Here is a 13,549-nt window from a genome sequence, read left to right on the forward strand (position 1 = left end):
ATTCGTCAGATTCCCAATTCTTCCGCCAGGCGCACCATCTCGTCCTGGGGGCGTTTGGCACCGCGGATCACCGTCTCCAGCGGGGTGGTGATCATGGCGTTGCACGCCAGCCCGACCATTACCCCTTGTTCCCCCTGCAGCAGCAGTTCTACGGCACTCTTGCCGAAACGGCTGGCGAGGAGGCGGTCAAAGACCGAAGGGGCGCCACCGCGCTGATAATGGCCGAGGACGGTGACCCGGGTCTCAAAACCGATGGCATCTTTGATGGTGTCGGCAATGGTCTGGGCATTCCCGACCCCTTCGGCGAGGATGATAATAGCATTGTCGCGCCCTTCCTCATAACGGCCGCGCAGCTGCTGGCAGATCTCGGCAAGGTCGTACTCGCGCTCGGGGACGAGGGCGAACTCGGCGCCGGTGGCGATGGCGCTGATGCTGGCAAGATAACCGGAGTTGCGCCCCATGACTTCGATGACAAAGGCGCGGGCATGAGAGCTGGCGGTGTCCTTGATGCAGTCGACAGCATAGATGATGTTGTTGAGGGCGGTATCGACACCTAAAGACATATCGGTGCCGGAGATATCATTGTCGATGGAGGCAGGGATGCCGACGGTCGGGAAGCCGAGCTGATGCAGGGCGAGGGCACCGCTGAGGGAACCGTCACCGCCGAGGATGACGAGCCCTTCGACGCCGAGACGGCGCAGATTGGCGAGGGCAAGTTCCTGTCCTTCGCGGGTGCGGAATTCCGGAGAGCGGGCAGACTGGAGAAAGGTGCCGCCGCGATGGAGAATGCCGGAGACGGCGCGGCTGTCGAGGGGGATGCAATCCCCTTTCATCAGCCCGAGATAGCCCTTGCGAAAACCGACGATTTCGACATCCAGCCGCAAGGCAGTGCGCACTGCGCTGCGGATCGCCGCATTCATCCCCGAACTATCCCCGCCGCTGGTCAAGATGCCGATCTTTTTCATCATTGCCACCCCTTTGCCATTGCTGCCTTGCTAACGAATCTCTCTAATCTCCAAGATAAGTATAGCCGAGCAGAGTGCGGTCGAGAAGTTCGATGAAATGACTGCTCTCCTCAATCGAGACCTTGCGCAGCGCCACTTCTTTTTCCAGACTTTCGCGAATCTTCTTGAGGAGTTCCGGCCCTTTGTACTCGACATATTTCAGGCTTTCCCAAGTGGCGTCCCCGTTGATCACCGTGTCGATCATGTAGCCGGTCTTTTTATTGAAGGTGATGTGCACGGCGTTGGTATCGCCGAAGAGATTATGCAGATCGCCGAGGATCTCCTGATACGCGCCGATCAGGAAGAAGCCGATGTAATAATCTTCGTCCTTGCGGATCTTGTGGAGAGGGAGGAACTTGGTTCGGCCGTTCTCGCCGACAAAACTGGTGATCTCGCCGTCGGAATCGCAGGTAATGTCGGCGATCGAGGCCATGACATCCGGCTTCTGCTGCAAGCGCTGGATCGGCATGATCGGGAAGAGTTGGTCAATCGCCCAGGAGTCGGGGATCGACTGGAAGAGGGAGAAGTTGGCAAAGTAGGTCTGGCGTAGCGCCAGCTGAAAGTTCTGCAGCTCTTCGGGGATCGGCTTGATCTTCTCGACAATGGAGTTGATCTTGCGCAGGATCTTCGAGTAGAGCCATTCGGCCATGGCGCGTTCGTTGAGGGAGAGATAGCCGAGATTGAAGAGGCTGACCGCTTCCTGAATGAGCTGCATGGTATCGTGGTAATCTTCGCGCAGGGAGTGCCGATCGATGCTTTTGTAGATGTCAGCGAGTTTCTTGACCGTCGGCGCCAGCTTTTCGGCGCTGTTCAGCTCCTCCTCAAAATCGGGGGTGAGGTGCTGGGTATTGGTGTTGAGAACATTGGTGACCAGCACCGAGTAGTGTGCCACTGTCGCCCGCCCCGATTCGGAGATAATGTTGGGACACTCCACCCCGGCTTCGTCGCAGATATTCTTGATTTGGTAAACGACGTCATTGGCGTACTCTTCGACCGTATAGTTGACACTTGAAAAGTAGCTCGACTTCGAGCCGTCGTAGTCGACGCCGAGACCTCCACCGATGTCGACATACTCGATACCGACCCCGAGTTTCTTCATCTCGGTATAGACCCGCGTCCCTTCGATCAGAGCGGTCTTGATCTTGTCGATCTTGGTAATCTGGCTGCCGATATGGAAGTGCAGGAGTTTGACACAGTCGATCAGCTCCGCTTCGCGCAGAATGTCGATGGCGGCGATGATCTCTGAAGTGCGCAACCCGAACTTGGCATCTTCACCGCCGGAGGTCGCCCACTTCCCGGTCCCCTTGGAGGAGAGCTTGACGCGGATGCCGAGGCGCGGCTGGATGCCGGTCTTCTTCGCCAAGGCGATGATCTTCTCCAATTCGAACATCTTCTCGACGACAATGGTGATGTTGTAGCCGAGCTTGGTGGCATAAAGGACAGTCTCAATATACTCGGTATCCTTGTAACCGTTGCAGATAATCGGGATAGCGTTGACGGCGGCAAAGGAGAGGCCGATGACCAGTTCCGGTTTGGAACCGACTTCAAGGCCGATGTTGTGCCGTTTGCCATAGTGGGCGATCGCCTCGACCACCTGGCGCTGCTGATTGACCTTGATCGGGTAAAAGGTCTGGTACCTGGCCGGATACTCGTTTTCGGTGATGGCGTTCTTGAAGGCGCGGTTGATATTGGCAATCCGCCCCGAAAGGATATCCATGAAGCGCAGCAGGATGGGCGGTTTGATCTTGCGCTTGATCAGGTCGTCGACCAGGGCGCGCAGATCGATGGAGTCTTTGGAGGTCGATGAAGGGTGGACGCAGATATTCCCTTTTTTGTTGATCGAGAAGAGATCGGCCCCCCAGTTGCTGAGGTTGTATATTTTATCAGAGTCGTTGATCGACCATTTTTTTTCCATGAATGAGACCTTTCTTCTTCGGGCGACCGAGCGGATCGTCCCGGCAAAATTAAGATAAACGACTCTTGAAATCTTCATAGCCAAAGCGCCGCACCACTTTCAGCTCGCCGCTGTCCGGCTCAAAAGTACAGATCGCCGGATGCTGGATGCCGTTAAAGGTGGTGGTCTTGACCATGGTGTAGTGGGCCATGTCCTCAAAGGCGAGGCGGTCGCCGGTCTGCAGCGGTTGGTCGAAAGACCAGTCGCCAATGACATCGCCGGCCAGGCATGACGGTCCGCCGAGACGGTAGGTATGTGCCTTGACGCCGGGAGCAAAACCGCCGGTAATAGCAGGGCGATAAGGCATTTCAAGGATATCCGGCATATGGCAGGTCGCCGAAATGTCGAGGATTGCAGTCTCCATGCCGTTCTTGACAACATCAAGGACTTCGCCGACGAGGATGCCGGTGCCGATAGCGATCGCTTCCCCCGGCTCTAAATAGACTTCGACGCCGTACTTGGCGCGGAAATATTTGACCAGTTTTACCAGACCGTCGAGATCATAGCCTTCGCGGGTAATGTGATGGCCGCCGCCGAAATTGATCCACTTTAACCCCGGCAGAAAGGCGCCGAACTTTTCTTCAAAGACCTTGGCGGTCCGCTCCAGCGGTTCGAAAAGCTGTTCGCAGAGAGTATGGAAGTGCAGTCCGTCGACCCCGGCCAGCGACTTGCCGTCGAACTCGCGGCGCGGGATGCCGAGGCGTGAATTCGGAGCGCAGGGATCGTAAATAGCCGTGTGCCCTTCCGAATGCTCGGGGTTGACGCGCAGGCCGATGGAGACACGGCCGGCAGCCTGCTCCCACAGGGGGCGGAACTGCTCCAGCTGGTTGAAAGAGTTGAAGACCAGGTGATTGGAGATCTTCAGGAGATCGACAATATCGCTCTCCTTGAAGGCGGCAGCAAAGGAGTGGACCTCGCGGCCGAACTCCTCGCGACCCAAACGCGCTTCCCACGGGGAAGAAGCGCAAACGCCGTGCAGCGTCTGCGCAATCAGCGGGAAGACGCTCCACATGGAGAAAGCCTTCATCGCCAGCAAAATCTTGGCGCCGCTGCGCTGCTGCACCTGATCAAGGATGGCAAGATTATGACGCAGCCGTCCGAGATCGACGACGTAGGCCGGCGACGGGGAAAGCTGGAGAATTTTTGGGATGTCGATACCGGTCACGTCGTTGATAAATCCCTATTTATGTCCTTTGCCTTTACCTTTGCCATGACCGGCAGGATCATTATGACCGGAAGCTTTACCGGTAAAAGAAAGATTGCCGTTCTTCAGCGCATGGAAATCAGCGGAGCCGGGTTTTATGCCCAGTTCCTTGGCGATCACTCCCCAGCCTTTGTCGGGACTATAAACTTCCATGACCCGCTCGGGTGCTATTCCGGTCATCTGCCCGAGTTGAAAGACCATAAAGGCATCAGCCGGTTGGCGAACGCTCCGTAAAACCGCCTGTACCTGTACCTGCGGCACCCCGAATTGATTGCTTATTTTTGCTGAAAATCCGGGCAGGTCAACCCGTGCCTGGACATTGACGTGCGAAAGAAAATCGTCCAGCCCGCCGGCAAAGCTCGTCAACGGCGTCACCAGAGAAAGAAGCAGAACAAAGAGAATAAATCGTTTCATAGCGTTACCTCAATTGCGGCTATCATTAAGACCAAAGAATTACAGCTCCGGCCAGTCGCCGCCATCAATCACCACCGTCGGCAACCCCATCGGTCCGAGAACATCAAGGAAGGGTTCAGGATCGAACTGTTCCATGTTCCAGACGCCGGGGGCATGCCATTTTTTGGTGAGCATCATGATCGCCCCGACGACTGCCGGGACGCCGGTGGTGTAGCTGATCGCCTGCGACTTAACCTCTTGATAGCAGGCCTGATGATCGCAGATGTTGTAGATGTAGACCTGCTTGCGCTGGCCGTCCTTGGTGCCGCGGGCGATAACACCGATACAGGTCTTCCCCTTGGTCAGCGGCCCGAGAGTGCCGGGATCAGGGAGGAGGGCCTTCAAGAACTGGATCGGCACGATCTTTTGTCCCTGGAATTCGACCTCGTTGATGCGGGTCATGCCGACATTCTGCAACACTTCGAGATGTTTGAGGTAGTTGTCGGAGAAGGTCATCCAGAACTGCGCCTTCTTGATCGTCGGAATGTGCTTGACGATCGATTCCATCTCCTCGTGGTAAAGGCGATAGCAGTTCATCGGCCCGATCCCCTCGGGGAAGTCGAAGACCCGCTTGGTCGACAGCGCCGGCGTCTCGACGAAGGCACCATTTTCCCAGTGGCGACAGGTGGCGGTCACTTCGCGGATGTTGATCTCCGGGTTGAAGTTGGTGGCAAAGGGGAGGCCATGGCTGCCGGCGTTGGCGTCGATAATGTCGAGCTCTTCGATAACATCAAGGTACTTTTTGGCGGCCAGGGCGGTGTAGACGTTGGTCACGCCCGGATCGAAGCCGCTGCCGAGAAGGGCCATGATGCCGGCGGCCTTGAAGCGCTCCTGATAAGCCCACTGCCAGGAGTACTCGAACCTGGCGGTGTCGACCGGCTCGTAGTTGGCAGTATCGAGATAATCGACGCCGGTAGCGAGACAGGCGTCCATGATCGTCAGATCCTGATACGGCAGAGCGACGTTGAGTACCAGTTGCGGCTTTTCCGCTTGGATCAGCGCAACCAGTTCCGGAACATTATCGGCATCGACCTGCGCGGTCTTGATCGGCCCGTCGATCTGGGCGGCAATGGCATCACACTTCGACCTGGTGCGGGAAGCGAGAGTAATCTCGCTAAAAATATCGCGCCGCTGCGCACATTTATGGGTTACCACCTGGCCGACGCCGCCGGCGCCGATGATCAGAACTTTGCTCATAGGGAGTCACCTTCCTTATGTGTCATTCTACGCATGATTGCGTGGGGAGATCGATCTGGCACCGCAACAGAAGAAGCTGCCGCGCCACGCTGACAATAATCGAAGATAATTACAATAATCACTCGGAAAAAGTCTATCATTTAAACATCATCTTTATTGAGTTTACTTGGTAAATACATAAAGTATATTTACATCTGACAGCGATACGGCGAAAATCGCCGCAGGATACAGGAAATCTTTTCTAATCAGGGATTAAAATTATGGTGCAACAAGTATCATGGAAGGTTGGCGGACAGCAGGGGGAAGGGATCGAAAGTACCGGCGAGATCTTTGCCAAGACCCTGAATCGTCTTGGCTATCATCTCTACGGCTATCGCCACTTCTCCTCCCGCATCAAGGGCGGACACACCAATAATAATATCCGCATCAGCACGACACCGGTACAGGCGATCGCCGATCAGGTCGACATCCTTGTCGCCTTTGATCAGGAGAGCATCGACTTCTGTTTCCATGAGCTCCGTCCCGGTGCCATGATTCTGGCTGAAAGCGCCATCCAGCCGCACCTCCCCCCCGGCAAGGATGCCATCCTCTGCCCCCTCCCTCTCACTGCCCTTGCGACCGAAGCCGGTGCCGCCCGCATGAAGAATATGGTTGCGATCGGTGCATCCCTGGCCCTGCTTGGTATCAGCAGTGAGCTTTGTCAAAATGTGGTGCGGGAGATCTTTGCTGCCAAGGGGGAAGCGGTCGTCAACAGCAATCTTGTGGCCCTGCAAAGCGGCGAGACGGCCCTGCGCGCCCTCTTTCCGGAGCAGCATCCCGATCTCCGCCTCGCCCCCGGGGACGGCAGGAAGCGCCTCTTCATGATCGGCAACGAAACGACCGCCCTCGGTGCTCTTGCCGGCGGCTGCCGATTTATGGCGGCTTATCCGATCACCCCGGCTTCCGACATCATGGAATACCTCACCAGAAAGCTGCCGCTATTCGGCGGGGTGATGGTGCAGACCGAAGACGAAATTGCCGCTGTTACCATGGCGATCGGTGCCAACCATGCCGGGGTGCGGGCGATCACCGCTTCCTCCGGCCCCGGCCTGGCATTGATGACCGAAGCGATCGGCTTGGCGGGGATGACCGAGACTCCGCTGGTGGTCATCGACGTGCAACGCGCCGGCCCGAGTACCGGCATGCCGACCAAGGAGGAGCAGGCTGATCTCCTGGCGATACTTTACGCCAGTCCCGGCGAGATCCCCAAGATCGTCATCGCCCCCGACAGTGCCGAAGCCGCCTTTTACGACAGCATCGAAGCCCTCAATCTCGCGGAAGAGTTTCAGTGTCCGGTGATTCTGCTCAGCGATCTCCAGCTCGGCATGGCGCAGCAGACCCTCTCTGACCTCGATTACGGGAGGATTCAGATCCGCCGCGGTAAACTCGACCTGCACCCGCAACTGCCGGAGCAGAGTGAGCCGATACCGCGTAAACGCTTTCTCCTGTCCGCCGATGGCATCTCGCCGCGCTTTTTGCCGGGGGTACAGAACGGTATCTTTCACGTCACCGGCCTCGAACATGACGAAATCGGGCGGCCGGCAGAGAGTGCCGCCAATCGCCAGGCGCAGACAGAAAAACGGCTGCGCAAGCTCGACTCCCTGACCTTTGCCGACCCGGTGCGCATAAATCAGCGCCATGCGAACCCCGACCTCCTCTTGGTCGGCTGGAACGCCACGGGTGGGGCAATCGCGGAAGCGCGGGAGCGCCTCGAAGCCGACAATATCAGCGCCAACTGCGCTCAGGTGCGCCTCTTTCAGCCCTTTCCGACCGCGACCCTGACCCCGCTTTTGGCGGCAGCCAGGCAGGTCATCGTCATCGAACAGAATGCCACCGGTCAACTTGCGCAACTCTTGCAGATGCATGTGCCGGCAAGTGCGGAGAAGATCGTCTCCCTGCGCAAATATGATGGCAACCCCTTCAAGCCGGGGGAGATTGACTCCCGAATCCGCGAGGTGCTGCATGGCCACAGCTAAAGACTTTCAGAACCACATCAAACCGAACTGGTGCCCCGGCTGCGGCGACTTCGGCGTCCAGACCGCCATTCAACGCGCCTTTGCCGCCAGTGGCCGCGAACCGCACGAATTTATGTTTGTCTCCGGGATCGGCTGCTCGGGGCGGATGTCCGGTTATCTCAACACCAACGGTTTTCACGCCATCCACGGCCGCGCCCTCCCCGTCGCCCAAGGGATGAAACTGGCCAATCGCGACCTCACCGTCGTCGCTGCCGGCGGTGACGGTGACGGTTTTGCCATCGGCATCGGCCATACCCTGCACGCCCTGCGCCGCAACATCGACATGACCTACATCGTCATGGACAACCAGATCTACGGCCTCACCAAGGGGCAAGCTTCGCCGCACAGCGGTCTCGGCTTCAAGACCAAGAGTACCCCCTACGGTGTCATCGAGCCCCCCCTCTCCGTCCTCCAGCTCGCCCTCGCCGCCGGCGCCACCTTTGTCGCCCAGGGCTTCTCGAAAAACCCCGAAGAGCTCACCGCCCTGATCGCCGCCGGCATCCGCCACCAGGGTTTTTCCTTCATCAACGTCATGAGCCCCTGCGTCACTTACAACAAGGTCAACACTTACGAATGGTTCACGCAGCACCTGACCAGCCTCGCCGACGTTGATGGTTATGATGCGACGAGCAAGAATCAGGCGCTGAGTACCTTGCTGGAGCATGAAGATCTGGTGACAGGATTAATCTATCAGGATGGGAAGAAGAGGTCGTATCAGGAGTTGCTGCACGGCTACAGCGCCACGCCGCTGGTCGCAGCGGATCTGCAGCTGCCGCGTGAAACGTTTGCGGAGTTGCTCGGTGAGTTTGGCTGATCAATCTGGATTTAGCTGGGACAGAAAAGGCAAGGCCCGCATTCCGTGGGTCTTGCCTTTTCTGCCTCTGGCATCGACCTTCACACCGCAATTCACCGATTTATGGTCCTGCAATGATGGGCCTGAGCAGACTGGCGGCAATGGACCACATGATTGCGCCGATGATGACATCGAGTATTTTCCAGGCGATTGCTTGACGAAAAAGGGGCGTAAGGATGCGGGCGCCGTAGCCAATGCCGTAAAACCAGAAGAGCGAAGCGCCGACTGCACCGCCGGCAAAGAGCCCTCTCTCCTGCACGGGGAGCTGACCAGCAATACTGCCGAGGAGGATCACGGTGTCGAGATAGACGTGCGGATTCAGCAGGGTCAAAGCGAAGGTGGTGGCAATCGCCCATCTCAGCCCTGCGGCCGGAGTTCTGGTTTCATCAACCCGCAGGGTCTCGGCCCGGAACGCCGAGCGAAAAGAGCGCACACCGTAATAGAAGAGGAAGAGGGCTCCGCCCCAGCGGGCTGCCAGCATCAGCAGCGGCGAAGAAGCGATCCAAGCGCCAAAGCCTCCGCACCCTAAAAGGATCAGAAGAGCATCGCAGAGAAAACAGATGGTGCAGATAGTAAAGACATATTCCCTGCGCAGCCCCTGGCGCAGGACAAAGGCGTTCTGACTGCCGATGGCAATGATCAGGCCGGCGCCAAGAGAAAAGCCCTGCACCAGTGGCTTTAAAATTTCTGCGGGAACATTCATCTCTTCCTCAACAAAAGAACACCGACAAAGATCAGGAGCGTGGCCCCGTAATCGACCCTGTCAATCGGCTCGCCAACCAGCAGTGCCCCGATCAGCAAAGCTACGACCGGGGGGATATAGGTGACCGAAGCGGCGGCGACCGCCCCGAGTTTGGCGATGATATAGTAGTAAATGATGTAGGCCAGACCGGTTCCGAGAATCCCGAGGCCGACGATCAGGCCTATCGCCGTATGGGTGTTGGAAAAGAGTTTTGTCATGCCGCGGTAATCGGTCAATAGGGTCAGAACGAGAAGGCCAAACCCCAGCTGATAGGTGGTCAGAGCAGCTGCCGGAATCTTCAACGGGATAATAAACTTTTTCGCATAGACGAAGGAGGCTCCGACGCTGAGGGAACCGGCAACCATGTAGAGGACCCCTTGCAGATTGGTGCCGGCGAGATCGGCCCCTGACGGCCGCCCCATGATCAAGACACCGAGAAAGCCGATCAACGTTCCGGCCACTTTCAACCGGGTCGCCTTTTCCTCGGCAATAAAGGCGATGGCCAGGACAAAAGAGAAGAGGGGGATGGCCCCGCTGACCGCTCCTGCCACCCCGGAAAGGAGGAGGGAAGTCCCTTTAACATAGACATAATAATAAAGCGCCGTCGCCAGCAGGCCCATGACAAAAAAATGACCGCCGTGCCGGAGGTGCTCCCGGCGCAGGGCCCCTTGCAGGCGGGCATAGATCACGACTGGGACAAAGCCGAACAGGACCCTTAAAAAGACGATTTGCAGGGGGGAGATGAGCTTCACTGCCATCTTCATATAGATAAAGTTACTCCCCCAGATCACTCCCAGGGCGACAAAGGCAATCAGGGGGAGATAGTGTGACTTCTCTTTCGGCATCATTTCGATCTTTCCTTGAAAAAGGCGAGGCGTTGCTATACCATTTAACGGTCTTTTGTGCGCTAAAATAATCATTGTTTAACATGTTGTCAATTGGAGTGCTATATGGATCAGCCCGTCGAAGCGATTGCCGGCAATCTCCGCTGCCACCGCGAGAGCCGCAGCCTCAGTCTCGATCAACTTGCCAAGATGACGGGGGTCAGCAAGAGCATGCTGCGTCAGATCGAGATCGGCAAATCGAGTCCGACGATCTCCACCCTGTGGAAGATCGCCAATGGCTTACGGATTTCCTTTGCCGCACTGCTCTGTAATGCCCCGGTTCAGGCCGAGGCAAAATCATTTCGTGCCGGGACGCCGTTGAGCGCCGAAGGGGAACGCTACCGGCTCTTCCCGATGGTTCCTTTCAGCCCGCAGCAGCCCTTCGAAACCTATTATTTCGAGATCGATCCGGGGACGGTCTTTCATGGTGAACCACATAACGGGAATGTTTATGAATACCTCTTTTTGACCAAAGGAAAACTGAGGGTCACTGTGGCGAAGAAGATATTTGAGATTGTTGAAGGGGAGTTTCTGCACTTTCTGGCGGATTCTCCGCATCAGTATGAATGCATGGGAGAGGAGATGGCGGCGGCGATTATACAGGTGAGTTATCTGCCGTGAAGAGAGCTTGAACGATCGAGGTCATCGCTGCGCCCTATTCTCTGCTGAGGATGTGTAGCGACGAGGGAGGACGGCAGATCGTAATAGCAAGAGTCGTCGAGAGCGTGATCAACACCAACTTCAGAGCCGCCTCTTTTCCGCCAGCAGCAACGTCCGGAACCAGCCCTGCCTCTCTTTCTCAGCCAGAAAAATAAAGTTCTCAGACCAGCAATTGTACTGGTTAGCCGGCCGGCGGAAGCAGGGTTGCCTCCACCACCTCGGCGACAGACGCGATACAGCGCAGGTCTAGCCCGGCGAGGAGCTTGCTATCCAGATCGTAGAGATGCTCACGATTGCGTTCGGGGAAGAGGATCGTCGTCACCCCGGCACGACGGGCGGCGAGGATCTTCTCCTTGACCCCGCCGATAGGGAGGATGCGCCCGGAGAGGGTGAGTTCACCGGTCATGGCGACGTTGCGGCGCGCCGGGCGATGGGTAAAAAGGGAGATAAGGGAGGTGGCGATGGTAATCCCCGCCGACGGTCCGTCCTTGGGGGTCGCCCCGGACGGGACATGGATGTGGATATCACTATTATCGAAGATGGCCGGATCGATGGCAAAGTCAGCGGCATGGGCGCGGACGTAGGAAAGGGCAGCCTTGGCTGATTCCTGCATAACCTCGCCGAGACTGCCGGTCAAAAGGAGCTCCTTCTTGCCGGTCATGCGCGAAGCCTCGACGAAGATGATATCCCCCCCTGACTCGGTCCAGGCCAAACCGGTGACGACCCCGATTCGGTCGACCTCGGCGGCAACGTCAGCGAAGTACTTGCGCGGCCCGAGGAGATCCTCGACCAACTCCGGAGTGATGACGCGCCGCTCGCCGACAAAGCCGAGGGCCCGCTCCTTGGCGAGTTTACGGCAGATGGAGGCAATCTGCCGCTCCAGTCCCCGCACCCCGGCCTCGCGGGTATAATCGCGAATCAGCTGGGCGACAGCGGCGATGGTGAACTCGGGGGGGGCATCTCCGAGGCCGTTCTCCTCGATCTGTTTGGGGATCAGGTAGGTAAAGGCGATCTGCTGTTTGTCGTCATCGCCGTAGCCGGCCAGAGTAATGACCTCCATGCGGTCCTTGAGGGGGGAAGCAACGGGGTCGAGGAGATTGGCGGTGGTGATAAACATGACACGGGAGAGGTCGAAGGGGATGTCGAGGTAGTGGTCCGTAAAGGTGTTGTTCTGCTCGGGATCGAGGACTTCAAGAAGGGCCGAGGCCGGATCGCCCCGGAAGTCCTGACCGATCTTGTCGACTTCATCGAGCATGAAGACCGGATTATTGCTGTCGGCACGGCAGATTTCCTGGATGATGCGGCCGGGAAGGGCACCGATATAGGTGCGGCGATGACCGCGAATCTCCGCCTCGTCGCGCATGCCGCCTAGGGACATACGGATGAACTTGCGACCGGTGGCGCGGGCGATAGAGCGACCGAGGGAGGTCTTGCCGACGCCGGGGGGGCCGACGAAGCAGAGGATCGGGCCGCGACTCTCCGGGCGAAGCGTGCGCACGGCAAGGTGTTCGAGGATGCGCTCCTTGACCTCCTTGAGATTGTAGTGATCCTCGTCGAGCACCTGCTGGGCAAAGGGGAGATCATTAATTTCATCGCTGCTGTGCTGCCACGGCACACTGCACAGGTAGTCAAGATAAGTACGGGCGACAGTATATTCCGCCGAAGCCGGACTGATCCGTTCGAGCCGCGCAACCTCCTTCTCCGCCACCCTGGCGACCTCTTCCGGCATTGACGCGGCAGTAATGCGCTGCCGCAGCTCGCTGATCTCGCTGCGTTGCGGGTCGTCGTCGCCGAGCTCTTCCTGAATCTGTTTGAGCTGCTCGCGCAGAATGTATTCCTTCTGCGAGCGGCCGAGACGTTTGGCGACATCGACCTGTACCTCGCCGCGCACCTGAATCTTCTGCACCTCACTGGTCAAGAGGAGATAAACCTCTTTGAGGCGCTCCACCGGGTTGAGGAGTTCGAGAAGGCGCTGCTGTTCCTTGAGAGGGAGGTTAAGATAGACCGCCACCAGATCGGCGAGACGGCCGGGGTCATCGATCTGGTCGATCATCTTGAGGACGTCGCCGGGCAGAGGGCGGCCGTAGGCAAGGGCGATCTTGAGCAGGGCATTGACGCTCTGCGCCAGCGCATCGGCGACAAGACCGCGGCCATCCTCCTCCTCAACCACCTCGACACGGGCCGAGATCGCCGGCGTCATCTGAATGGGGTTGATGAGGCGGATCCGCTCCACCCCCTCGATGACCACTTTGCAGCCGCCGTCCGGAAAACGGACCGTCTGGTTGATGCGGCACAGGGTGCCGATGCGGGAAAGGTCCTCAAAGAAGATCGGCTCAGACGGGGCGCTGCACCACGCTACGACAAATAGATGGCTGTCGCTGCGCAGGGCGGCATCAACGGTCGCCATCCCGGCAGGGGCGATAAAGAGGGGGAGAACCATGTGTGGGAAGACCACCTGTTCTCGCAGCGGGTAGACCGGGAGGATATCGGGAATGGGGGGGCTTGTCGACGACATCGCGGACTCCGTGCACCAAGGGGAGGGCC

The 13,549-nt window shown here is 58.0% G+C and carries 11 protein-coding genes; 3 read left to right on the forward strand and 8 right to left on the reverse strand.

The window, feature by feature from the left end; all coding sequences use genetic code 11:
- Positions 1–5: 5 nt before the first annotated feature.
- From pfkA to CVU69_06140, 5 genes are read right to left on the reverse strand one after another with little or no spacing between them, the layout of a single operon-like run.
- On the reverse strand, positions 6–965 hold the full coding sequence (pfkA, locus tag CVU69_06120) for a 6-phosphofructokinase (protein ID PKN12610.1): 960 nt from the start codon (positions 963–965) through the stop codon (positions 6–8).
- Positions 966–1,008: 43 nt separating this feature from the next.
- Entirely contained in the window at positions 1,009–2,919 is a 1,911-nt protein-coding gene (locus CVU69_06125) for an arginine decarboxylase (GenBank protein ID PKN12611.1), read from the reverse strand.
- 49 nt (positions 2,920–2,968) lie between these two features.
- Positions 2,969–4,123 (reverse strand): carboxynorspermidine decarboxylase, encoded by a 1,155-nt coding sequence (gene nspC, locus CVU69_06130; protein PKN12612.1) that lies wholly within the window; start codon positions 4,121–4,123, stop codon positions 2,969–2,971.
- Between the two features lie 15 nt (positions 4,124–4,138).
- Positions 4,139–4,576, reverse strand: a complete 438-nt coding sequence (locus tag CVU69_06135) for a hypothetical protein (GenBank protein PKN12613.1) — start codon at positions 4,574–4,576, stop codon at positions 4,139–4,141.
- A 39-nt stretch (positions 4,577–4,615) separates the two neighbouring features.
- Positions 4,616–5,812 carry a saccharopine dehydrogenase gene (locus CVU69_06140; GenBank protein ID PKN12614.1) on the reverse strand — a complete coding sequence of 399 codons (1,197 nt, stop codon included), beginning with the start codon at positions 5,810–5,812 and terminating at the stop codon, positions 4,616–4,618.
- A gap of 260 nt (positions 5,813–6,072) precedes the next feature.
- Here CVU69_06140 and CVU69_06145 point away from each other — a divergent pair, with 260 nt between their 5' ends.
- Together CVU69_06145 and CVU69_06150 are read left to right on the forward strand one after the other, a co-directional pair.
- Entirely contained in the window at positions 6,073–7,827 is a 1,755-nt protein-coding gene (locus CVU69_06145; protein ID PKN12615.1) for a 2-oxoacid:acceptor oxidoreductase subunit alpha, read from the forward strand.
- A complete protein-coding gene (locus tag CVU69_06150) occupies positions 7,814–8,680 on the forward strand; it encodes a 2-oxoacid ferredoxin oxidoreductase (protein PKN12616.1) in 867 nt (288 codons plus the stop codon). Before CVU69_06145 ends, CVU69_06150 begins: the two co-directional genes overlap by 14 nt.
- 100 nt (positions 8,681–8,780) lie before the next feature.
- Here the strand turns inward: CVU69_06150 and CVU69_06155 are convergent, their stop codons facing one another.
- Positions 8,781–9,422, reverse strand: a complete 642-nt coding sequence (locus tag CVU69_06155) for an amino acid transporter (protein PKN12617.1) — start codon at positions 9,420–9,422, stop codon at positions 8,781–8,783.
- Complete coding sequence (locus tag CVU69_06160) at positions 9,419–10,306, reverse strand: EamA family transporter (protein ID PKN12706.1); 888 nt, start codon at positions 10,304–10,306, stop codon at positions 9,419–9,421. The genes CVU69_06155 and CVU69_06160 overlap by 4 nt, the downstream gene beginning before the upstream one ends.
- A gap of 105 nt (positions 10,307–10,411) precedes the next feature.
- Between CVU69_06160 and CVU69_06165 the strand changes: the two genes are divergently transcribed.
- Positions 10,412–10,966, forward strand: coding sequence for a hypothetical protein (locus tag CVU69_06165; GenBank protein ID PKN12618.1), 555 nt, complete (start codon positions 10,412–10,414; stop codon positions 10,964–10,966).
- Positions 10,967–11,186: 220 nt separating this feature from the next.
- Here CVU69_06165 and lon read toward each other — a convergent pair whose 3' ends face one another.
- Positions 11,187–13,520: an endopeptidase La gene (gene lon, locus CVU69_06170; protein PKN12619.1), complete on the reverse strand. Its 2,334-nt coding sequence runs from the start codon at positions 13,518–13,520 to the stop codon at positions 11,187–11,189.
- Positions 13,521–13,549 lie beyond the last annotated feature (29 nt).

It is taken from the genome of Deltaproteobacteria bacterium HGW-Deltaproteobacteria-4, assembly GCA_002841765.1.
Lineage (GTDB): Bacteria > Desulfobacterota > Desulfuromonadia > Desulfuromonadales > UBA2197 > UBA2197.

What these genes read in the sequence shown, in the direction of transcription:
- pfkA (PKN12610.1), bottom strand. Translation starts at nt 965, where the DNA reads ATGAAAAAGATCGGCATCTTGACCAGCGGCGGGGATAGTTCGGGGATG.
- CVU69_06125 (PKN12611.1), bottom strand. Translation starts at nt 2,919, where the DNA reads ATGGAAAAAAAATGGTCGATCAACGACTCTGATAAAATATACAACCTC.
- CVU69_06135 (PKN12613.1), bottom strand. Translation starts at nt 4,576, where the DNA reads ATGAAACGATTTATTCTCTTTGTTCTGCTTCTTTCTCTGGTGACGCCG.
- CVU69_06140 (PKN12614.1), bottom strand. Translation starts at nt 5,812, where the DNA reads ATGAGCAAAGTTCTGATCATCGGCGCCGGCGGCGTCGGCCAGGTGGTA.
- CVU69_06145 (PKN12615.1), top strand. Translation starts at nt 6,073, where the DNA reads ATGGTGCAACAAGTATCATGGAAGGTTGGCGGACAGCAGGGGGAAGGG.
- CVU69_06150 (PKN12616.1), top strand. Translation starts at nt 7,814, where the DNA reads ATGGCCACAGCTAAAGACTTTCAGAACCACATCAAACCGAACTGGTGC.
- CVU69_06155 (PKN12617.1), bottom strand. Translation starts at nt 9,422, where the DNA reads ATGAATGTTCCCGCAGAAATTTTAAAGCCACTGGTGCAGGGCTTTTCT.
- CVU69_06160 (PKN12706.1), bottom strand. Translation starts at nt 10,306, where the DNA reads ATGCCGAAAGAGAAGTCACACTATCTCCCCCTGATTGCCTTTGTCGCC.
- CVU69_06165 (PKN12618.1), top strand. Translation starts at nt 10,412, where the DNA reads ATGGATCAGCCCGTCGAAGCGATTGCCGGCAATCTCCGCTGCCACCGC.
- lon (PKN12619.1), bottom strand. Translation starts at nt 13,520, where the DNA reads ATGTCGTCGACAAGCCCCCCCATTCCCGATATCCTCCCGGTCTACCCG.